20 protein-coding genes and 1 pseudogene are annotated in these 20,034 nt (G+C 59.3%); 7 read left to right on the forward strand and 14 right to left on the reverse strand.

Annotation, left to right across the window (positions count from 1 at the left end):
- Positions 1–256 precede the first annotated feature (256 nt).
- Complete coding sequence (locus AC3A4M_RS11155; RefSeq protein WP_498735801.1) at positions 257–733, forward strand: hypothetical protein; 477 nt, start codon at positions 257–259, stop codon at positions 731–733.
- Between the two features lie 21 nt (positions 734–754).
- On the opposite strand, the gene AC3A4M_RS11160 is transcribed toward AC3A4M_RS11155, so the two are convergent.
- From AC3A4M_RS11160 to AC3A4M_RS11175, 4 genes are all read right to left on the reverse strand, one after another.
- Entirely contained in the window at positions 755–1,024 is a 270-nt protein-coding gene (locus AC3A4M_RS11160; protein WP_498735802.1) for a hypothetical protein, read from the reverse strand.
- Positions 1,025–1,574: 550 nt separating this feature from the next.
- The gene (locus AC3A4M_RS11165) at positions 1,575–2,420 is read right to left on the reverse strand and encodes a hypothetical protein (protein WP_498735803.1); all 846 of its coding nucleotides are present in this window, start codon (positions 2,418–2,420) and stop codon (positions 1,575–1,577) included.
- 29 nt (positions 2,421–2,449) lie between these two features.
- Positions 2,450–3,067, reverse strand: a complete 618-nt coding sequence (locus AC3A4M_RS11170) for a shikimate kinase (RefSeq protein ID WP_498735804.1) — start codon at positions 3,065–3,067, stop codon at positions 2,450–2,452.
- Positions 3,068–3,133: 66 nt separating this feature from the next.
- Positions 3,134–3,760, reverse strand: coding sequence for a hypothetical protein (locus AC3A4M_RS11175; RefSeq protein WP_498735805.1), 627 nt, complete (start codon positions 3,758–3,760; stop codon positions 3,134–3,136).
- A gap of 352 nt (positions 3,761–4,112) precedes the next feature.
- On the opposite strand from AC3A4M_RS11175, the gene AC3A4M_RS11180 reads away from it, so the two are divergent.
- From AC3A4M_RS11180 to AC3A4M_RS11190, 3 genes are all read left to right on the forward strand, one after another.
- A complete protein-coding gene (locus AC3A4M_RS11180) occupies positions 4,113–4,415 on the forward strand; it encodes a hypothetical protein (protein WP_498735806.1) in 303 nt (100 codons plus the stop codon).
- A gap of 145 nt (positions 4,416–4,560) precedes the next feature.
- Positions 4,561–4,908 carry a hypothetical protein gene (locus AC3A4M_RS11185; protein WP_498735807.1) on the forward strand — a complete coding sequence of 116 codons (348 nt, stop codon included), beginning with the start codon at positions 4,561–4,563 and terminating at the stop codon, positions 4,906–4,908.
- Positions 4,909–5,721: 813 nt separating this feature from the next.
- Complete coding sequence (locus AC3A4M_RS11190; RefSeq protein ID WP_498735808.1) at positions 5,722–6,849, forward strand: hypothetical protein; 1,128 nt, start codon at positions 5,722–5,724, stop codon at positions 6,847–6,849.
- Positions 6,850–7,004: 155 nt separating this feature from the next.
- Here the strand turns inward: AC3A4M_RS11190 and AC3A4M_RS11195 are convergent, their stop codons facing one another.
- Genes AC3A4M_RS11195 through AC3A4M_RS11205 form a run of 3 tightly spaced genes read right to left on the reverse strand, consistent with a single transcriptional unit; the run spans position 7,005 to position 10,340 of the window.
- Complete coding sequence (locus AC3A4M_RS11195) at positions 7,005–8,240, reverse strand: hypothetical protein (protein WP_498735809.1); 1,236 nt, start codon at positions 8,238–8,240, stop codon at positions 7,005–7,007.
- Between the two features lie 30 nt (positions 8,241–8,270).
- Positions 8,271–9,914, reverse strand: coding sequence for a relaxase/mobilization nuclease domain-containing protein (locus AC3A4M_RS11200; protein ID WP_498735810.1), 1,644 nt, complete (start codon positions 9,912–9,914; stop codon positions 8,271–8,273).
- Between the two features lie 3 nt (positions 9,915–9,917).
- Positions 9,918–10,340: a MobC family plasmid mobilization relaxosome protein gene (locus AC3A4M_RS11205; protein ID WP_498735811.1), complete on the reverse strand. Its 423-nt coding sequence runs from the start codon at positions 10,338–10,340 to the stop codon at positions 9,918–9,920.
- A 424-nt stretch (positions 10,341–10,764) separates the two neighbouring features.
- Here AC3A4M_RS11205 and AC3A4M_RS11210 point away from each other — a divergent pair, with 424 nt between their 5' ends.
- Positions 10,765–11,034, forward strand: a complete 270-nt coding sequence (locus tag AC3A4M_RS11210; protein WP_498735812.1) for a helix-turn-helix transcriptional regulator — start codon at positions 10,765–10,767, stop codon at positions 11,032–11,034.
- Between the two features lie 10 nt (positions 11,035–11,044).
- Positions 11,045–11,365, forward strand: a complete 321-nt coding sequence (locus AC3A4M_RS11215; protein WP_498735813.1) for a hypothetical protein — start codon at positions 11,045–11,047, stop codon at positions 11,363–11,365.
- A gap of 433 nt (positions 11,366–11,798) precedes the next feature.
- Here the strand turns inward: AC3A4M_RS11215 and AC3A4M_RS11220 are convergent, their stop codons facing one another.
- The gene (locus tag AC3A4M_RS11220; protein WP_498735814.1) at positions 11,799–12,122 is read right to left on the reverse strand and encodes a hypothetical protein; all 324 of its coding nucleotides are present in this window, start codon (positions 12,120–12,122) and stop codon (positions 11,799–11,801) included.
- A 322-nt stretch (positions 12,123–12,444) separates the two neighbouring features.
- Between AC3A4M_RS11220 and AC3A4M_RS11225 the strand changes: the two genes are divergently transcribed.
- Positions 12,445–13,278: a VOC family protein gene (locus AC3A4M_RS11225; protein ID WP_498735815.1), complete on the forward strand. Its 834-nt coding sequence runs from the start codon at positions 12,445–12,447 to the stop codon at positions 13,276–13,278.
- Here AC3A4M_RS11225 and AC3A4M_RS11230 read toward each other — a convergent pair.
- The 6 genes and pseudogenes from AC3A4M_RS11230 to AC3A4M_RS11255 form a co-directional block, all read right to left on the reverse strand.
- Positions 13,230–14,357, reverse strand: coding sequence for a PucR family transcriptional regulator (locus tag AC3A4M_RS11230; protein WP_498735816.1), 1,128 nt, complete (start codon positions 14,355–14,357; stop codon positions 13,230–13,232). The two genes, AC3A4M_RS11225 and AC3A4M_RS11230, sit on opposite strands and share 49 nt — an antisense overlap.
- 173 nt (positions 14,358–14,530) lie before the next feature.
- Positions 14,531–16,177, reverse strand: coding sequence for an ABC transporter ATP-binding protein (locus tag AC3A4M_RS11235; protein ID WP_498735817.1), 1,647 nt, complete (start codon positions 16,175–16,177; stop codon positions 14,531–14,533).
- Entirely contained in the window at positions 16,177–16,773 is a 597-nt protein-coding gene (locus tag AC3A4M_RS11240; protein ID WP_498735970.1) for an ABC transporter permease, read from the reverse strand. The genes AC3A4M_RS11235 and AC3A4M_RS11240 overlap by 1 nt, the downstream gene beginning before the upstream one ends.
- Positions 16,774–16,899: 126 nt before the next feature.
- Positions 16,900–17,061: pseudogene (locus tag AC3A4M_RS11245) on the reverse strand (hypothetical protein); the annotation flags it as partial.
- Positions 17,058–18,071 carry an ABC transporter permease gene (locus AC3A4M_RS11250; protein WP_498735818.1) on the reverse strand — a complete coding sequence of 338 codons (1,014 nt, stop codon included), beginning with the start codon at positions 18,069–18,071 and terminating at the stop codon, positions 17,058–17,060. The gene AC3A4M_RS11250 and the pseudogene AC3A4M_RS11245, both read right to left, overlap by 4 nt.
- A gap of 78 nt (positions 18,072–18,149) precedes the next feature.
- Positions 18,150–19,739, reverse strand: a complete 1,590-nt coding sequence (locus tag AC3A4M_RS11255; protein ID WP_498735819.1) for an ABC transporter substrate-binding protein — start codon at positions 19,737–19,739, stop codon at positions 18,150–18,152.
- Between the last annotated feature and the right edge of the window lie 295 nt (positions 19,740–20,034).

Consider the following 20,034-nt stretch of genomic DNA (forward strand, 5'->3'; position numbering starts at 1 on the left):
TGCTTCCCAGATCTTGGGAATTCGTTAGCAGCCGCTTTCAGGGAGCGGCTTATGAGACGGCCATTAGCCGCAGTGCCGAGAGCCGATCCTCCAACGGCCACTTTTATTGCCCATCTCTGAGTAACAGCACGACCTTCCTGGCAGCATGAATTATCTAAGGTTGCAGCGGTGTAATGAAGGCTCGCTTGACGGCTGAGGTGCCCGGTGAGACCTCTACGAGCTACTTACGTTCGGGAACGAACAGGAGGTCGAATACGTGGAAGCAATCGACGGACGAATCGTTGCTGTAGCAGTGGGTTTCGCAGCCCTTATAGTGCTGTTCATCGTTCTGCTCGTGCTCATGGCGCGGCGGAGTAAGGGCACGAATGCCCAGAGCTCGATGAAAGGAATCAACGTAACAGGTGCCTCGGCCTCGACCGTGATCGATTCGGGCGATAGCCCCCTGGCCGTGATGGGACGAGTGCGGGATTTGATTGCCCGGTCCCGCCGTTACAGTCATCTCTTCGAAGGAGACGACAGCTTACGGTTCCGCGTGAAGGGTAACTTCTGGAGTTGGGGCGGAGTGGTGACCCTCGATCTTGCACCGCACGACAGGGGAACGAGAATCCAAGCCCGTTGCCAGCCCTGGCTCAAGACAACGCAGATCGACTACGGACAGAGCGGTAAGGATTTAGCGGAGTTCGTTGATGCTTTCCTCGAAACGGAAACCCGCAGTAATCCAAAGTTGGACTAGGAACGATCCGAGCGGTGTCGGTTAGCCGGGATGCTTTTCGGAATTCTGGCTTCGCTTCTTATTACGACGGGTGAGGACGGGCGCCATGATGGCGGCACCAAGAACAAAGGAGCCGAGCAGAGCGAGTATTGCAATACCGAGAGTGAAGGCATCTTGAATGAGGTAGAAGACCAGCGCACCAAAGCCGGTTACCAATAGGTACCAAACTGCTCGGCCAAGGCCCGCCCGGCCGTCTCCGCCTCGGGATTGATCCGGAACAAAACCCGGCGGGACGTGATCATTGTTGAACATTCCGGCCGCTTCCGTTGAGCTAGCGTGGAAAACCAGACTAGCTGCTTCGGCACTGGGCGGCCACAGACTTGAACGACCTCGGGCAAGCAGAAAGCTGCAGCTGGCGTCATGGTGGCTAGCTGAAAGACGTGGCCCCGGAGCCACCAGCTCGTGGATCCTGTAAGCCGATCCGCTTGAGAATCGGCTGCACGGCAAAGGCAGCCACACAGGTGGACGCTCTAACGGGACAAGCTGGATGGCTTGTCCTAGTTGCCGCCGCGCATCGCTGCTCGGATTGATGCGGTCTTCGCTCGGAACTTATCCGACACGGACTTGGGCTGTGAATCAGTCAGCGCTGCCCATACTCTTTGAACATGGCGCAACGAGCGGGATTCGGATGGCTTCGAGTGCTTCTCATTGCCCTGAGTGCGTCCATAGTCTTTGGCTTGCTCGCACTTCTAGCGTGGGGATGGGAGAGGGTTCCTGTCTGGGCTTTCGGCGGAGCCCTTATGTTTGGATTGAGCGAGTTTGTGCAGCAGGTAATTGCCCGAAGACGAGATTCGTCGCGAAGTTAGCTTCGTTGGGCATCACACTGCATGTGCTGCTCTGTTTCTCCTGCAGGGTCGCGGCTGACGCGACGCACGTCGCAAATGTCTTCGAGCATCTGCATCACATACGGAGGAAATTTTTCTGCTATTTCGTCAACTGAAAAGTAGACGTCGAGCGGATCGACTTTCAATACGAACGTCCCGGCCACCTGGACATTGCCACCCGGGTCAATTCCCGGCCAAATGGGTCGTGTGAAGGACATTGAAGCCAGGATGGAGTTCTTGAAGCCATTCAGTTGGGGCGCAAATTTCGGTTGCGTAACTTCAGTTCCGGCGTCCAGCCCTACAAGCAAATTCTCAAATCCTGCCCCAAAGATCTGCGCCTTGGCAACGAGAAAATCATGATGTTTGTCCTTGATGTCGAGGTGGTGAAGTATCCCAAGGAAGCTCTCGGCGGGGTTAGGGAAGTTAAATGGCTGGAACGACTTGATTCTTTCCAAAGCCGGTTCCGGGACTGTTGCAAGTCCGCTAAGAGCGTTTTTCCATTGCGACTTCGTCTCAGCCACGGGGAAGTAAATCTGTCGGGGTTTGGCCGGCTTTTCACGCATATGGGCGAGTTGCCACGCAAGACCGTCCAATGCCGAACGCAGGTTGTGGATTGCATCTCCAACTATCAGCGCAATATTATCCAGCGGAGCATCTTCGTCCACGTCCAGAACGAGGTTGACCTGTTTTCTATCCTCCGTAGCTTCAAACTTGCCCTTTATAGGATTCTCATCGGACCAAGTCCTAATGAGTTTTTGAGCCTCGGCAAAAAGCGTGATGGATCGGGATACTTTTCGTGCAGGGAGCGCCAAAATGGTTTCCATGAATTCAGCGTACTGGCCGCGTCAGACAGTCAGCTTTCGCGGGAAGAGGTGCCCGTAGTCCCCGTTGTGTTGTTTGAGGCGAACAGGTCCGAAACCAAGCGGACAGCTGTTGCCTGCGGTGATTCGCCTTCGGTGTAGACGACGTGAGTCGCTAAGGAACGTGTTCCTACATCATCGAACCATTCAGCGAGAAAATCGTGTCCCGAGCTGATCCAATCGGTCCCTTTCGTCGCGACCGATCTTTCACGTAGTTCGGCCAGCCCTGCATCCCGGCCTGCTTCAGGAAGGACCAGTACAACGTGGTCCACGGCCGCGAGAGCTGCACTTACACGCGCGAAGCACGCGGCATCGATGAACGAGGTGTGCCCGGCGCCGAGCGCCAAGACAGTTCCAGGATGTTCCGCAACTGCTCGTCGTACCGCGTGAGCACGTGCCGGCTCCCATTCCCGTTCTGCTGCAACTCGACCAACCTCAGCGCTGCGACTGATCAAACGCTGGACGCTCCAGCCGACCTCCAAATAGTAGGCCTCGCCAATTTCGTCCATATCTACGAATTTCAGCCCGAGCTCTTCGGCAACAAGTAGACCCAGCGTCGACTTTCCCGCGGCAGCAGGACCGATCAAGACAACAGCAGGAGAAACTGGCATGGCTAGATCCTCGCACGACGGAATAGATCGCTATAAACCGTTGAACGATGGGCCATCGGACTGATGTTAGGCAGTAGCGATAGCCGCTGTGTTTTCTAAGAACCGGCCGGCCGCCCGAAACTGCCAGATAATCATGATGGATAGCGCGATGAGTACAGCCACGAGCAGGATGAAAACGGTTCCGACGAACCCATTGCGGGCTTGTAATCCCTGCATGATAAAGAGGATCACGAATCCTGGCATGGTTAGCAGTGACTGCGTCAGGCCTTGCCGCATTTGGGCTGCTGCACCGCGAGCGATCCTTATCTCTTCGGGAATCGGAGGAATCCGGCCATAGATCTGCTTAGTGATTCGCTTCTTTTCTGCTTTGTCCAGCCAGACGAGGGCTGCGGCCCGCTGCGGACGCACCAGAGGGTTGACCCTCTTGACACCGTAGATGAATCCGCCGACCAATGCCGCCACTCCGGCAAGCATCAGAGCATAGGTGAGGTAAGTTTCCCATTCCTCTTGCGCATTCCCATCGAAAAGAGCAAATACAAGAAGGGAAACACCGAGAACGAGGACAAAGCCGATAGGCAGGTAGACCAGGAAATAGACCTTAACAGCCCTACCTACACCATGATCCGTAATGCCGGTCGCCAACCTTTCAGTCTTGGCCCAGCGCTCTGCCCTCTTGGCATCATCATCAATCATCTGGTCATCCCCCAAGGACAAAGAATCACTGTTGGCTGTGCTCTAACTGTCCTGCAACGGCGGTTCCCTGTCTACAAGATCAGACATGGCTCAAATAAGGCCGCTTGTACAGCCTCGACGTCAGTAAAGGATCCTTCCGCGGTCACTTTCCTGGCGACTCTAGCGCGACAAGTCGCCAAACCTTCTGCTTAGAAAACTAGACACTTGGGACGACGTGGGGGGCTTCCACTGAAGTGTTGCCGTTGAATGCACACGGCCGGTTTAGGCAGTGAATACATGCAGCGAAATGACCGACCTTCGAGGAAAAATCTATAATTCTAAAAGACCAAAGTCCTTGGAAGGGCCACAGATAATGGGACAGCCCTATAGCGTCCAGAGCGACGTTGTCGAATTGCATAATCCGTCGTTCCGAGTGCAGGTGTGGTCCTACCGGGGCAGCGAAGAAACGGGCAGAGAAACGTCCGCGCCTTTCCTTGAAGAAGTGCAGTTTGACGACACACCCCTTGAGGAGGTCCTGCGGTGGGCCCAGGACAAGGAGGGGCCGTTGGTGGACACTGCTGTTTATGCTCTCGTGCCGGTCCCCTTCCCCGAAGCAGTGATGGTCGCACTCAAGGGGAAGAATCCGACCGTAGGGCCAGCAGCGGAAGTCATCTAATAAGAGGAGTGAGAGCCAGAGGACAGGCACGAAAGCGGAGTGGAACTCCGGAGGGCCCGTAAGTCCATGCAGGAACGGCAAGACACTCAACAGGCCGGGTCTTACAGGTCAGCGCCCCCTCCGCGAGCCCAGTTAGGATGAGCTGATGGAGCAGCCTTCCGATTCCCAAAGGGAAATCTTCCGACAGGTCGTGCAGCATGCGGGGGAACTGGCTGATGTCCTAGAGGCGCAGTTCGCTACCTGCCAGACGGCCCCTGAGGATCACTGCGACCAATGCTTTGACATCATGATCGCACCCGACGTGCCGCCACTGCCGCAAGGCACAGAATGCCCCATCGGATTCGCCGCGGATCTCGAAGCCGAGATAGAGCCTTGTAACATCCTCATTTGGCACGAGAACGGTCGAGCCACAGGCGTCGAAGTATCTTGGTATGACGATCCCCATCCTCCGCTTACTAAGGTTTCGATCATCCAGCGCTGGTCGCGTACTTGAAAATGGCAGCATGGACAACGCCGGACTGCTGCGTCGGATCACGAAGATGCAATGAGCGGCCCGCATGGCGATCGACTGTCGATTCTTGAAGCTCTAGGGTTTCGTCAAGGCGTTGGAATGAGACTTGATGAAGGCAAGGCAGTGAAGCTCATGTAGAAATGAGAGGCCAATGTTCCCGAAAAAGGGGCAAGTTTGGACATATAGGGAACGAGGGAGAGCTTTCAGCCTATGGATGGCTACACCGCTCCTTGGTGGATTAATCTGGGGCATCATCCTCGCTGTTACGGAAGGACAGTGGTTTGTATTGGCCCTAGCGACTCTCGGCCTTGCTGGTGTGGCCCTGTTCCTCATCGATCATGAACGTCGCCATCGCGGAGAGCCCTAGAACTTGTAGTTTTTCCTTTCGGGAATGCTCACACATCTGAAGTAGGGGAAACGATGGCTGCGCCAAGTGGAATTAGCTTCAAGCTACGGGCTGCTTTCATGTTGCCGGCCCTACTAATCATCGTGTCCTTGGCGCTCATCGACGCATTCGTGACCGACATCAGCCAACTAACGGGATGGCTCATACCTGTCGTCTTCTTTGTCGCAGTCATCGCCCTGTTGCTGACGGAGCGTAGGAGACGCCGTCGTAACTCGAATTGATCAATGCTCTGCCTACAAGCTTGCGCTTAGCCTGAACCGAAGCCGAGACTGTCGATTGGGGATGGGCTATGAAACGGCCCGAAGGACGAGCAACCTGACTCTGTCCAGCCGATATATTTTCCTTTACTGCTGCCCGTCTGGCGGCTTCCGTACAGGAGGGCTGGGAAATTGATCAACAGGCTTGAAGAGCTGGTGCTGGGTGACAGGATCGACGAGGCCGTCGGCTACGTGTCGGAAATGAACGCAGGGCACGTCGCCTCGCTGATTCTCCCGGACACAATGGAGCAGGCACCCGAGAATTTCGACAGATTCATCCGCCTGCTCTACGCATCGCTCGACTCTACCTATGCCAAGGCCGACCTGGTCCACCATCTCCGCGCGGCCTACCTCGACGAGCTTTCACATCTCGACAACGCCTTCTTCGCACTCCGTGATCTCTCGCTAGACATGCTCAATGAACTCGCGGGCCGCATGAGCGAAGATATCGACATCCTGGACACCCTGGTCGGGTGCCCGGACAAAGTCATTCCACAGGCGACCCATGAACGCCTCCTCGGATATGCAGAACAGCTCAAGGCAATGGATTTCCGGCCCACAAACAAGGAAAACGCATCGCATGAGTATGCCGTGGCCGAGGAGCTTGGCAGCAGCGGAGATCGCCTGGCCACTTGGCTGGAGCTGTACCGCGTCAGCCAGCTCGCCCTTGTACGCGGCAACGTCCCCGAAACGCACGGGCCTTCGCTCAACAGGCTTGAAGAACTGGTTCTCAGCGACAGAATCGATGAAGCCCTCAGCTACGTCTCGGAGATGAACGCCAGCCACATAGGTTCGCTGATAGGCTACGACGCGCTGGAGCAGGCACCAGACAAATTCGACCTATTCATCCGCCGCCTCTACCACTCGCTTGACTCCCCGTACGCTAAGGCGGACGCCGCGTACTATCTGGCCGGGTCCTACATCACGGCGCTGTCGTACCTGGATAATGCCTTCTTCGCCGCCCGCGACCTGGCCCTGGGTGCGCTGGCCGTACTTGCCGGCCGCATGGCCAAAGACGTCGAGATCCAGGACGCCCTGGTTGGATGCCCGGACAGGGTCGTTCCGCTGGCAACCTACGAACGCTTCCGCGGATATGCGGAACAGCTCAAGGCGATGAACTTCCAGCCGACGCCAGACGAGAGCATTCCTCACGAGCGCGCCATAACGGCGGAGTTCAAGAGCCTCGGCGAGGACACCGCGACATGGCTCGAACTGTACCGCAGCAGCCAAATCAACACTGTCCTGGAATCAAGAGACTGAGGCAGGAGTCCCGGAGGCAACATCTGAAGTCACAGGAAAACCTTTCGGCAAAATGCGCCTTTCCCTAGAGCCAAAGCGCCGTTTCCCCAAAACACACCGGTAAGGACTTCTCCTCGACGGGTGAGTGACGAGCGAGTGTTGCAGTGGAGGATGGTCTAGCGGGACAGTCCGCACTTGCCGCGCTCAGCACCCATTGCTGCCCCTGCCCGGGATTTTCGGGCCTTGGCCGCACCCCCACCCGTCGTGGTCACTGCTGTGCTGGGGTGTGTGCCCTCGCTGCGGGCTGCGGCCAGGCGGCCACGGATCTGGGTTTCGTTGGCACCGCTGCTCTCCAGTGACTCAGCAAACTTCTCGTGGTGTATGGCTGAGCCGTAGCCGGCGGCCGACGCGGTTTCTGCTTTTAGTCCCTGGTCTTGGAGCTGGCTGCTGTCGTTGCCGGTGACGCGGTTTTCGATTTCGCGGCCGACGCCTTCGAGGCGGCCGAAGAGTTCTTTCTCGGCCCGTTCGTACCGTTGTTCCATTGACTCCCGCTGGGAGCCTGTGAATCCGCCCTCGGCCAGGAGTTTGGTTTCGTGCATGTCCTTGGCGGCTTTCACGAACTGGGGATCCGTGAAGTGCGAGTCGTCGGCGCCGTTGACGTTGGCGGTGGTTTCTTTGCGGAGCTGGTCGATGTCGGGACCGTGGATCCCGTCCTTGCCAATGAGGAACATGCGTTCCTTCACTTCGGCGTCTGCAGCAGCTACGGCTGTGGGAGTTTTCGCGTTGTGGGCTCGCTGCAGGGCCTGGGCCAGTTCGGGGTTGGCCAGGTATTCAACGGGCACCTGGTGGCGTTCCATTTCGGGGGCGAGTTTCTCGGCCTGTGCGCGGAGTTCTTCGGCACGGGCGGCTGCGAGCAGCTGCATGGCTTTTTCGTGTTCAGCGGCAGCTTTTCGGGTCTGTTCCTGGCTGCGCGCCAGCTCATCCTGCCGGGCCTTTTCGGTCGCGATGGTTTGGATCCCGGATTCGAGGTAGGCGGTGTCCGAGCCGACGTCGTGTGTGTCGATGCCGTACCGGGTCAGGACTTCATGACGGATCTTCTCCGCCGCTTCCAGGGCGGTGGGGTCGTGGTCTTTCCAGCCCTCAGCGACAGCGTGGACGGCGGCGATGTCGGCCGGCTGCGCCTTCTCCCACCACTGATCCTTGTGGACGGAGGCGAGTGCCGCGTGTGCTGCGCTGCGCTCGGCCGCGAGCCGGGCCCGGGTTTCGTGTGCTGCCTGGGAGTCCTGGTGTTCCTGCTGTCTCTGGGCCTCTTGCCGGCGGCGTGCCAGTGTCTCGGCGATGCGCGAGGCGATCAGCAGTGATTGCCGCATGCCGTTGTCCAGAAAATCATCGATGCCGTCTGCTTCACTCATGGTGTTCACCTTGCACTAGTGGTGTGATTCTTACCGGTCGAGGCCCGGTCCGGTGTCACGCCGGCTGGGCAGATAGGTCTTCGCAGGTGTCGCCGGAGTGGGCGTCACGGGCACCACCGAGCCGGGACGAATAGGTGCCATACCGCGGCGCGCGATATCCACAGCCCTCGGCACTGCTGCTTCTGCGACCGGCGGTTGTTCGGCTCCTACCGGTACAGCTACTGCCTTGGGCATCGTTGCGGTGAAGGGGGCCAGCTGGTTCTCGACCACTGAACGGATGCGCTGGGCTTCCCGGGTTCGCCCGGATTGGGCGTGCATTTCGTACACGGCGAAGGCGGTGTTGATCAGCTGCACCATGAGTGCCGTCTGCGCTGCCGTCTTGTTCTTGCTGGACGCTGCCATAAACAACATGGCGGTGCCGGCGATGGACGGCAGAGCGACGGGCTTGCCGTGCTGCCGGGGAGCCCGCAGCTGTGCTGTGCGGGACAGTTCAGCAGCTGTAGCCGCCAGCGGCCCGGGCGTCGGTTCGAGCCGATACGACCATGCCGCGAAGGCACCGGATACTTCCCGTGCGGCTTTCGCCCAGGTGGCGTGATCATCACGCGGGATAGCGCGGAGCCGGTCCGCCAAAGCGGTCGCGTTGCGCGTGTACTCCACCCACAGTTCCGCCGGCGGTGCCGCTTTCTCCGGGCCGGTCCTGGACACCTTGCGCTTGTTCCTAGCTGCGGCGTTCCACTCGGCCGCCGCTTCCGTCGCCAGCTGCGGGGAGTCCGGCCATCCTTCACGCAGGGCACCGAGCTTCAGGTCCGAGGCAAGGCTGCCGCCGCCGAACCAGATAGGCCGCTCCCCCGGTTTCGGACGCTCGGCAACCGAGTACCCGACAATGACATCCGTCGTGTTCTTCGCGTAGCGCGGGCGGACCAAGAGTCCGGTGTCCCGGGCGCGGCGGACGAACTCCGCCTCCGTCACCGAGGCGCCGGCGCTGGCACGGACCTTGCGGGCCAGCGACACACGGTGCATCTCCCGGTTATCCCTGATCGCCGTGGCTTTCTCAGCGCGCTCGTATCCGCGGGTGGCGTGCACCGTAGAGAGCTGCTCGAGGCCGTACTTCACCTCGAGTTCGCGGCAGGTTTTCTGTGCGCGTTTGTAATCGCCGTGAGTGGAGGCTTTGGTGCCGTCTTCGCGGACCAGGGACACCGCGATGTGGATGTGGTGGTTCCCGTTTTCGCTGGTGCCGTGGTTGATCGCGGCCCACCGGCACTGGGCCTTGCCGCTGGTCTCGGTGAAGCCCATCGCGTCCACGAAATCGTTGGCGATGTCGCCCCACTGCTGGTCCGTCAGGGCGCCTTCTTCGGCGCGCAGGCTTAGGGAGCAGTGCCACACGTCGGCCTGCTTGTATCCGTTCTCCACCCGCCGCTTTGTTGCCTGGTCCCAGCGGAAGTCTTTCTGCCAGATCTCGACTCCGTAGGCCTTGCGCGGCTGGTCCAGATGCTTCGCGATCGCCAGCGCGTCGGCGTGGTCCAGGACCCCGTCGTCGTACCACGCCATGACCGCGGGATCGCCGGCGACCAGGTGCGGATCGGTGTGCGCGTTCTTCGTCTTATCCGCATCCGTCGACGCCAGATACACCATGAGCCCGGCCAGCCTTGAACCGCGGGTAATGTTCGGAATCACCGGCTACATCAGCCCCTCAATGGTCTGGTCGATCCGCCCGGCCACCTGCCGCACATACCCCAGCACCGCGGCGGCATCCTGCGGGAAGTCCTCCCCCGCGTTGGCGTGCCTCGCGATCTGGTTCACGTTATTCGACACCCTTGCCAGCAGGGTGTGCAGGGCCATCAGCTCGGCCATCGCGGCCTTGCGCTGGGTCGGCGTCTCGGATGACTCGGACAGGGCCGCGGACATTAGCAGGTTCGGCACCGTCACCCGCTCACGCGCCGCCCGCGCAACCAGCCGGGCTTCCTCCTCCGCCGTCACCCACACGGTGCGGCGCTTCTTCGACCCCGCCGGCGCGTTCTCCCGCCGCCGCTTCCCCAAACGGCCCCGTTCGACCGGTTCCTCAACCAACGCGCTTTCACCGCCCTTCCCGACGCCCTTCAATGCCCAGCGCAGCGACCCTGGGAACCGGGGACCACACCCCCAGTGTGCCCGACCCGAGACGAAATGTCGAAAGGTTTCACCACTTACGGGTACGTAAGTGTACAGCTTGCTCCGCCGACTTCCGGGACGCTCCTCAGGTGCTGTGGTCGCGGGACCTGATTGTACCCATGCGGATCGCTGGCGCGGCCCGGGGTACTTTGAACGGCTGAAGCCGTTCCGTTTCGGCTGCTGAGTTTACTGCCCGCCCTTCTCTTGGCAAGTCTGCGCCGGCGGCTTTCGCGGCATATCCTCACTCGCTGGCGCTCCCTGCGGTATTCCACGGACCCCCGGACTCCGACCTGCCAATTCACTTCGACGGTCAAGTCGACACAAACGTGCCGCAAGGAACGGGCATTCAAACATAAGCAGTCAGGAGCAACTCACCATGGCACTCATCCCGCCGGCCGTTGTGCAGCAGCAGTACAGCATCCCCACACACATGCTCTCCCAGTGGCGGCGGCAGGGCATTGGGCCCGAATACTTCACTCTGGGGCACCGCAGTATCCGCTACTGCCCCGCCGACATCGACGACTGGCTCACCCACCAAAACCCACACCCGGACAGGCACAAGGAAAAGGCGAGAATGCACGTGGACCAGGACGTCCCGGCCGGCAACACCGGGGGCAACAATGCGCCGATAAGGTGGAACGGTTAAGCTCGAAGACATGGCTAACCTCAGCATCGAACAAACGCAGGAGCAGGCCCGGCGCCTGCTCGATTCCCGCATCGCTTCCGTCACCGGACTCGTCACCGCCAGGCAGCGCGTCGCCGACCTCAAAGACCAGCTCGCCGACGCCGAACGCGACAGCAAGAAAGCCTACCTCCGGGCGACGAAGGACGGCTGGACACCCGAGGAACTCAAAAAACTCGGACTCGAAAACCCTACCGCAACCAAACGCAACGCCGCCCGCAAAAACCAGCCCGCAACCCCGGCAACAGAGGCACCCGCAACCGACGGACCGGCAGAGACATCGTTACCCGCCTGACCGTCACAGATGTAAGCGGCGAATGTAACGGCAAGTGCAGACCGCCGCCTTGTTCCGGACGATTTAAACGCAGGAAGGACCAGCGCGTTCTGAACTGGTTCTTCCTGCGTGTCCCTCAGCAAAAGGAAAATTGTGGTGCAGCGTCATCGCTGCACCGGGTTGTGGCTGCCCGGGGGGCGCTCTTCCCTGCGGAACCCTAACGGCCACGCTAACGGTGTGCAGACTCTCCTGAGGTGGCACCGTGTTCTCTGTGGTCTGGTTTAGGGAAGGTTCGACCTGCCGATCCACACCGCATCAACCGGGCCAGGACTCCCGGCACCGTCAAAGCTAAATGCTTCCAGCAGCTCTTCCGCGGCACTGTCCGCTCTGCTGTCCTGGCGATACTCGACGACAGCGGCAGGCCGCTGGTAAATGGATCCCAGGATGAGGCCTTTCACAGTGGTTCCACCCCGGTCTGACACCCGTCTTCCCCGCCGGTGGTTAGGGGCCGCGCCCGCGCCAGCGTGTTGGCCGGCTGCCGGGGAAGCGCAGCGAAGGAGGCAGCCGGCCACCCAATTCCGGAAACAGGTTCGGCCGGATGTTCCCTGCCGGAGTTGAGGCTCTGTGCGAGCGTGCACAGGTCAAAATCGTAGTTCGCCACCATGCGTGAATGCTGGCGGCCTGTTATCCCTTCCACCAGATCAGCCCGCCCGCTCGCTTTCACTTGGATGTGCAGGAGGTCATCTTTTTCCTCGAAGTAGTAGGTGGTGGGTGACAAGGAACCCCTTTGCTCCCTCCACCAAGGGAATTAGAGTCTGGGCGAGCACCACCATCGCGCCGGCAACACAGACTTTGGTGCCGACCCCTTACCGGTACAAGAGCCGCTATGCGCAGTGCATGCTGCCCTTGCTCCGCCCTGATATTTGTTGAGTGCGACAAACAAGACTCGCACCAGTGGACGTTAAATTTGTACTGACTAGTATTAGCCATAAGGATGCGAACACGGAATATCCGTAGGAGCGATTTCAATGGTCTGCCAACAGGCCCGGCGGATGAGTTCTCTGCTCAAGGCCAACCGGAGATGAGAGGCGACCCCGACTATGGTGGCAAAGAACCCCCGACGCCGATTTGTCGGTATTGAGTTGGTTAGTGATGACGTCGAAGCGTCTGTTCGATTCTACGGTTGGTTGTTAGGCGACAGGAAGCACCACAAGGAAGTCCGCTGGGATATCCGCCAGGTCTTAGCGGAGCGCTGCGTGGTATCCGTGCGGCGCCCTGATTCCGACGGACCGCAAGGCGGCTGGCTGCCGATCTTCCACGTGGACGACGCCGCTGCAGTGCAGGGTCATTTGGTGAAGCTGGGAGGAGCCGCCAGTAATGCTCCGGACCGCCCCGTCCGGCACTACGGCGCAGAACCTGCCGGAACGTGGTTTGGTCTAACTGATGGCGAGTATCCCGCCGATCTGTTGCCCGCGCTGGGCGAGACAAGCTGCGATTATGCTGCAAAAGACACCTCGGCGGCGGCGATCGCTCTTGCCCAGGCTTTTGACCTTGAATATGCAGCCATTCCGAATGACCCCTACAATTCCGGGGTCCTTATCGACGGACAGTTCAAAGCCCACGGAGTCGTAGAGTTCGGCGGCTCCTTCAACGACACATGGCATTCGACTTGGCTGATCTACTTCGATGTGGAGGACGTAGATGTCGTAGCTCTGAGGGCCCTGGAAGCCGGGGCGCGCATCCTGGTCGCCCCCGCCGACTCGCCGTTCCTGCGCTATGCAGTGCTTGAAGATCCCTATCATCAGGTGTTTGCTATTAGCCGCATGCATTCTCCGGAAAACAGGAAAGCGGCATTGGTGACGAGCAGTTCCGGCAGGAGTTTCAATTACGACGGCGATGTGCTGCTGCCGGCCTCAAATGTGTCCAAGACCTGAAGCGCTAAACAGAGATTCATGCTGTTTCGTATCGAATCTATGTCTTGCTCCAGTAGTTCCTCAATCTGTCGGAGCCGGTACCGCAGGGTGTTCCGGTGAATGAAGAGATGCTCGGCAGCTTGGTTAGCCATGCGGTCGGCCGCCAAGTATGCGCGCAGTGTATGGAGCAGGTCGCTCTTGTACTCCGCGTCGTATTCGACCAACGGACCAAGTGTGCGTAGAGCTAGTTTATGAAGAGGCAGGGCCGAATTCGTCAGGAGAAGCATTTCGGCAAGGTCGACTTTCGACGCCGACTGAACGCCCAGGCCTTGCCGGGTAGCAGCTAGAGCTTCGAAGTAACCGGCTCGCAGTCCAACTATCCCTGTGTATGCAGAGCTTAGACCGACGCTGGCATTCGGGTCGGAGGACTGCATATGACTGAACAGCACTTCTGCAACTTGTTCGGTCATGGGGTCATCTGGAACCAGCATGAGAATGCAATTGTTTACCACGACTCGGAGGAACGGCTCGTTTCGTCCGGTTAGGAGCGTGTGGACGTTCCAGGGTACCGAGACCAAGCGCTCCCGCCGGGCTTGGGATGTGCCAAGCAGGACCCTGTAGCGGGAACGGGGGTCAAAGCCGACGTTGAGGAGGCGGGTAAGCCCCTCATCTTCCGATATTCGTGCGTTTAGTAGATCGTCGATTACATGTGTCGCCAGTTCCCTTTTCCCCTCTTGCCTTGCACGCAAGCGACCGATCTCCAACGTGAGCAAATCAACTGCGATAGACAAATAGCCGCCAGGGTCTGCTGCTGTGTTCGCAGCAATGATCGCCACTGCTTCATCATCGGCATAAACGCGGTGTGCGACAACGCGACGGTCCGCGTTCGATTCCAAGCTGGCTCTGAGGACGGCTGAATAGTCCCATAGCGTCCGGGCAGGGAAGGCGGAAATAGCACTGCCGTTGAGATCAAATAGGCCCACGTCGCAATTAAGCGCCTTGTTGAGTGACGCGGTGATACCACGCAGCCCGTCGATCCGGGCAGATTGCACAAGGTTGCGGACTAGCTCCGAAGGCTGATGGTCTTGGTTCTTGTCCACGTAGTCACTCCAATTGGGATAGCCCGCCCCCGGCCCTACGGTCCTGATACTGCAGGATTCATCTGATTATCCCCGAATGTTGTTAGATCATTCCGCCCGGTTACCCCATCAAGTCCAAGTCAGTTCACCGCGTACAGTGCGCCGTTGTTAGGGTGCCGGGAAGAAGGAACGTCTTACGGTACGGCGACTTGGGCATCCGTAGCGTCGCGCCGTTGGTCGAGTGCGGTGGTGATGGAGGGGGTGTTCCGAACCAGTTCCTGCGTATACGGATGTTGCGGGTTGCCCAGTACCTGCTCTGTCTGACCGACTTCGACCACGACGCCGTGGTCCAGGACCAGAATTCTGTCCGCGAAGGAGCGAACGAGGGCAAGGTTATGAGTGACGAATATCAGGGCCAGTTGGCGCTGTTCGCGGAGGTCTTTGAGGAGCTGAATCACAGCTTCCTGTACGAGCACGTCCAGGGCGGATGTGATCTCGTCACAGATCATGAGTTGCGGTTCGGTTATCAGGGCGCGTGCGATGGCCACCCTCTGACGCTCACCTCCGGAGAGCCGTTTTGGCAACAACGAGGCGTAGTCGGCGGGCAAACCCACCCGTTCCAAAGCGGCTCTGGAGGCGGCCCGAGCTTGCTTGTGGGAGCCTTTCAAGGCTTGGCGGTGGGCAAATTCCAGACTCTTGCCGACTGTTACCTTCGGGTTCAAGGCTGTGAAGGGGCTCTGGAATACGTACTGGATGTCTTTGACCACGCCTTGGGAGCGAGCCCGAGCATGGCGCGGAAGTGCATTGCCCCGCCAGGTAACCTCGCCGGTATGTTCCGGGTGCAGCCCGATCAGAGCCCGGGACAAGGTGCTCTTGCCTGACCCTGATTCGCCGACTATCGCCAGGCATTCGCCGGGATCGACATCGAAGCTGACATCGGAGAGGACAGTAAGTTTGTGATAGCCGGCGGCGAGATTGCGTACCCGCAGGACGGCATCCCCGCCGTCCTCTGGTGCCGGCAGAGGATCTTGGCTGCCGGGATTGGCAACGTCAATGTCGGGTGCTGCCGCCAGCAGCCGGCGTGTGTATTCGTGCTGTGGCTTCTGGAAGAGCGAAGCCACCGGGGCGGTTTCAACGATCCTGCCTTCGTTCATGACCAGGGCCCGATCGGCGATCTCAGCAACGACTGCCAGGTCGTGGGTCACATAGACACATGAGATGCCCAGCTCGGAGCACAGGCGTTTGACCAGTTCCAGGATCTTAGACTGGGTGGTGACGTCCAGCCCGGTGGTTGGTTCATCCCAGACCACCACCTGCGGCCGGGCGACGATCGCGACGGCGATGCCCACTCGCTGCAACTGCCCGCCTGACAACTGATGCGGAAAACGGGCCATGAAGCGTGAGTCAGACGGTAGTCCGACGTCCTCAAGGGCGGTGCGGACCAGATGTTCTTTGTCGCGGTCGGATTTTCCTTCCGTGCAGTAGTCCAGGACTTCTCTTATCTGCAGTCCGATCGGGAGCGCAGGGTTCAACGATGCTTTCGGATCCTGCGGCACATAAGAGATCAAACGCCCCCTCAGGCGAGAACCGGCGTCGCCTTCATTGCCCTTTACTTGGTAGCCGTCCACCTCGATTGTTCCCGCGACGACTGAAGCACCCCGGCGGGTATAGCCGAGCAGGGCGGTACCGACAGTGGTCTTTCCGGACCCGCTTTGGCCGACGATGCAGAGGATTTCGCCTCGCGCTACATCGAAGTTGACGTCGTCGACGATGCAACGACCGGTGGTCAGCGTGACCCGAAGATTCCTGACGCGGACAACTGCGTTGCTGTCGTGGTTCATTACTTTCCTCCTGTGGGTCGCCCGACCATTCGACCGATGCCTTCGGTGAGTAAGTTCACTCCTACGGAGAACAGGGAGATCAAGCCGAGGGGGACTAGAACACCCCAGGGCTGCCAGGTCAAGGCAGAACGATTTTCGTTGATCATCAGGCCCCAGTCGGCAGCGGGGGCGGCTACGCCGTGGCCGAGCAAGCTCAGCGAGGCCAGGATGATCACTGACCAAACTATGCGAAGTCCGAGCTCCACCATCAGGGTCGTCATGACGTTGGGTAGGATCTGGGTAACCGTGATTTTTAGTTTGGACGCCCCGAGAGCTTGGGCGAACTCTACGAATTCGCGCTCAGCAATCTCCAGGGATACGCCACGAACCACGCGCGAGACGGGTGCCGCATGGGACAACCCGATCAGGAGGACCAGCATCCAGTAGTCACGTCCGAACATGGAGACGAACAGCAGGACAAATATCAGAGTGGGAATTGCCATGCCGATGTCGACGCAGCGCATCAGCACTTCGTCCAGCCAGCCTCGGGAGTATCCGGCTAGCATGCCGACCAGGCCGCCGACCACGACTCCGAGGAGGGCCGACACAACCGACATCCATACGACCGTCCGCCCGCCGTGGAGGACGCGCGAAAGCACATCCTGACCCATGAAATCGGTGCCAAGCGGCATGCCGGGGCCAGACGGGGTAAATGGTGGAGCAACGTTGGCAGTGATCGAGTGCGGAGCGATGACCGGACCGAGTAATGCGGCGAGGACGACCAAGGCTACGATCGCGAGGCCTGGGCCCGAGCGGGGATCCCGTATAAGGCGACCCCAGATGTGCTGTGAAGCCTTGCCTGAGTCCTCCGGTGACTTTTGCTGAACGGAAGACATTGTGCTCATTTGGTCCTCAATTTCGGAGTAACGGCAACGGTCAAGATGTCGCTGAGTAAGTTTGCAAAGATGTGGCCTGCTGCAACCAGCATGATCGAAGCTTGGAGTACGGGGACGTCACGGGTCGTGACAGCTGTGCTCAGGGCAAGCCCGATACCGGGGAACTGGAACAGGTACTCGACGACAATGGTTCCGGCCAGTAGCCAGGCAAAGGACAGCGCGGCCGCCTGGATCCCCGGCGCCAGAGCATTCCGCAGGGCATGCCGAATAAGGACGACTTTTCGCGGCAGGCCCTTCAACTCCGCCATGACGACATACTCGGAGTCCAAGGCGTCAAGCAAGGAAGCACGGATCTGGCGGGTGAGGTAAGGCAGGGAGACGATGACGAGTGTCCCTACCGGTAAGACGAGTGCCTGCGGCATAGCCAGAGGGCTGACCCCCATGGGTATGAGCGAGACAGCCGGCAGTAGCTGGAGCCCGGTCGCAAAGACAACGATCAGGACGATGCCGACGACGAATTCGGGCAGCGCCGCGATGACCACGGAAAGTATGTTGACTGTCCCGTCAACGGTTTTGCCCGGCTTGACGGCGGCAAGTATTCCGAACAGGGCAGCCAGCGGAATGGCGATCACTACCGTCAGGAGCACCAGTGTGGCGCTGTTAACGATGGCCGGGGCCAATATGCCGGCCACCGGTTTTGCCGAGACCAAGGAGGTCCCCAAATCACCTTGAACAAAACCGCCCAGCCAGCTTAGATACTGTTCCAACGGTGGCCGGTCCAGTCCCATGCGTTCACGCAGCGCCTCAATCCGTTCCGGGGTGGCGGTGTTGCCCAACACGGCGCTGGCGGCGTCGCCGGGCAACACGACTGTGACACTGAAGATCAGCATGGAAACAGCGAACATCGAAAAGACCGCCAACCCCAGACGCCTTACGATCCAGCCGTTGCGCCGAAACCAGAGCCCGCCGGCCCGATTCGGAGCGGTCGGGATCGCTCCCGCTGCAGGTGCGCTGTTCATGAAGGCCCTGCGATCAGGGTGAAGTGAAAATTGGCCATCGGCATCTCCAGTCCGCTTTCCTTGGTGGGGTGGGGTGGGCTAGGCCGTGAACTTTACGTTCTCGACTGTCAGGACGCGACCGTTCATATCCTTGGCCGGCCAACCAGTGGTATTGCTTCGATATGCAGCCAAGGTATTAGGGAAGGCGGGAATGAGGTAGCCGCCCTCATCAAAGAGAATCTGCTGCATTTTCTTGACCAGCTCTTCTGTCTTATTCGGATCCAGAGACGTTATCGCCTGATCGAAGAGGTTGTTGTATTCCTTATGCTTAAACTTGGTCTGATTTAGGGTGGCATCGGCCGTGTCAGACATAGCCGCAGTGGTCAGAATCATCATGGGGGGGTACCAGTCAACACCGACCTGGTGATCGAAGTAGCCGGCGAAGTAAGTGGCTTCGTCCAGAACGTTGACGCTGGCATCCAAGCCGATTTCGTTGGCATTCTGCGCCACGATCTGGCACAGCGATTCCAGCCGGGGATAGGTAGAGAGGACCAACTTCTTGCCCTCGGCACCCGCGTCGGCAATGAGCTGTTTGGCTTTGGCGACATCCCGCGTGCGGGTAAGTGAGGTGTCAAAGTGCGGGTCTGAAACCCCGTAGAGGTCGTGGGCGGTCCTGGCATGCCCCCCGTAGATAACTTGGACGACCTGATCCCGGTCGCAGGCGAGTCGGATTGCCTGGCGAACCCGGTTGTCCGCCGTAACGCCGGTATCGGTACGCATAAAGATGAGGTCCCAGGAGCCAGAGTCGATGTTGAGGACCTCGAGGTTCGGCTCGGACTCAATCCGGGCCGTCTGCGCACTGGGAAGCGCTTCGATAAAATCGACTTGACCCGAAACCAGGGCATTAACCCTGGCGTCATCGTCCGGTAGAGCTAGCAGGCGGAGGCCGGCGTAAGAGGGCCGGCTGCCGTGATAGTCCTCAAAAGCGGTGAGGTTGGCCTCAACTCCGGGCTGATAGGAGTCCAAGACAAACGGTCCGGTCGCTACGGGGCTGTTCAAGTCAAAGTCGACAGGCACAATTCCCTTGCCTCCTCCGTCGCCCAGGAGAATATCGAAGACGCCCGACGGGGAGGTGAGATCAAACTGAACCGTCGAATCATTCACCTTGGACATCTTCTTAATCACGGACAGTTGCCCGGCACCGAGAGCGCCGATCTTTGGATCCAGTACCCGGTTGATCGAGAAGATGACGTCGTCGGCATCCAGAGTCTTTCCGTTGTGGAATCTTATCCCGTCGCGGAGTTTCAGAGTCCAGACCTGGCCGGAGTCTTCCGGGGTGACGCTCTCCGCTAGCGTGTACTGAAGGTCGCCGTTCTCATCGAAGTCTGTCAGTTGCTCGTAAAAAATGTCAGCGAACTTGGAGGTGAACTGGCCTTGAATCTGGTGCGGTTCCAATGTGCTGGCCGAGCTGCCTCCCTGTATCCCATACCGGAGGGTGCTTCCGGCGGTATCGGCACCGGCCGCGCCGCTGCCTTGACCTGCAACGCTGTCACTGCTGCAGCCGGCAAGAACGACGGCTCCTCCAGCAGCGAGTCCCCCAATCCCCAGCATGCGCATAAAGTTGCGTCTGTCCATGTTCCGCTGGACAACAGCCATAAGGCCCGGATTCCCAATGATTCTCTGGTCCATGCATATCTCCCGCTAGTTGCGTAACAGCGCCTAATATCGCATTTATAGACCTTGCGAAATGGGTGCGCTGTGTTCCTACTGAAACCCCAATTTGTTTGCCGACGTACTTCTTTGGTTCAAAAATAACTGTGAACCGATTACCTATCCTGCGGATAAATGTGACCTGAAACAATGTGCGCTGCCTACACCCGCCCGCCTAAGTGATGTGCACTGTGCACACACCGCCATGCAACTACCGGTGCTTATGCTAGGTCCAGTCACGTGGGTGAGGACCTGGCTGAAAATGCAGGTCGTC

This window comes from Arthrobacter sp. Soil_C_60, from assembly GCF_057656375.1.

Bases quoted from the DNA above. Each gene is read 5' to 3' on its own strand.
- AC3A4M_RS11160 (WP_498735802.1), bottom strand. From the start codon at position 1,024: ATGTTCAACAATGATCACGTCCCGCCGGGTTTTGTTCCGGATCAATCC.
- AC3A4M_RS11165 (WP_498735803.1), bottom strand. From the start codon at position 2,420: ATGGAAACCATTTTGGCGCTCCCTGCACGAAAAGTATCCCGATCCATC.
- AC3A4M_RS11170 (WP_498735804.1), bottom strand. From the start codon at position 3,067: ATGCCAGTTTCTCCTGCTGTTGTCTTGATCGGTCCTGCTGCCGCGGGA.
- AC3A4M_RS11175 (WP_498735805.1), bottom strand. From the start codon at position 3,760: ATGATTGATGATGATGCCAAGAGGGCAGAGCGCTGGGCCAAGACTGAA.
- AC3A4M_RS11180 (WP_498735806.1), top strand. From the start codon at position 4,113: ATGGGACAGCCCTATAGCGTCCAGAGCGACGTTGTCGAATTGCATAAT.
- AC3A4M_RS11185 (WP_498735807.1), top strand. From the start codon at position 4,561: ATGGAGCAGCCTTCCGATTCCCAAAGGGAAATCTTCCGACAGGTCGTG.
- AC3A4M_RS11195 (WP_498735809.1), bottom strand. From the start codon at position 8,240: ATGAGTGAAGCAGACGGCATCGATGATTTTCTGGACAACGGCATGCGG.
- AC3A4M_RS11210 (WP_498735812.1), top strand. From the start codon at position 10,765: ATGGCACTCATCCCGCCGGCCGTTGTGCAGCAGCAGTACAGCATCCCC.
- AC3A4M_RS11215 (WP_498735813.1), top strand. From the start codon at position 11,045: ATGGCTAACCTCAGCATCGAACAAACGCAGGAGCAGGCCCGGCGCCTG.
- AC3A4M_RS11225 (WP_498735815.1), top strand. From the start codon at position 12,445: ATGGTGGCAAAGAACCCCCGACGCCGATTTGTCGGTATTGAGTTGGTT.
- AC3A4M_RS11235 (WP_498735817.1), bottom strand. From the start codon at position 16,177: ATGAACCACGACAGCAACGCAGTTGTCCGCGTCAGGAATCTTCGGGTC.
- AC3A4M_RS11240 (WP_498735970.1), bottom strand. From the start codon at position 16,773: ATGTCGGTTGTGTCGGCCCTCCTCGGAGTCGTGGTCGGCGGCCTGGTC.
- AC3A4M_RS11250 (WP_498735818.1), bottom strand. From the start codon at position 18,071: ATGAACAGCGCACCTGCAGCGGGAGCGATCCCGACCGCTCCGAATCGG.
- AC3A4M_RS11255 (WP_498735819.1), bottom strand. From the start codon at position 19,739: ATGGACCAGAGAATCATTGGGAATCCGGGCCTTATGGCTGTTGTCCAG.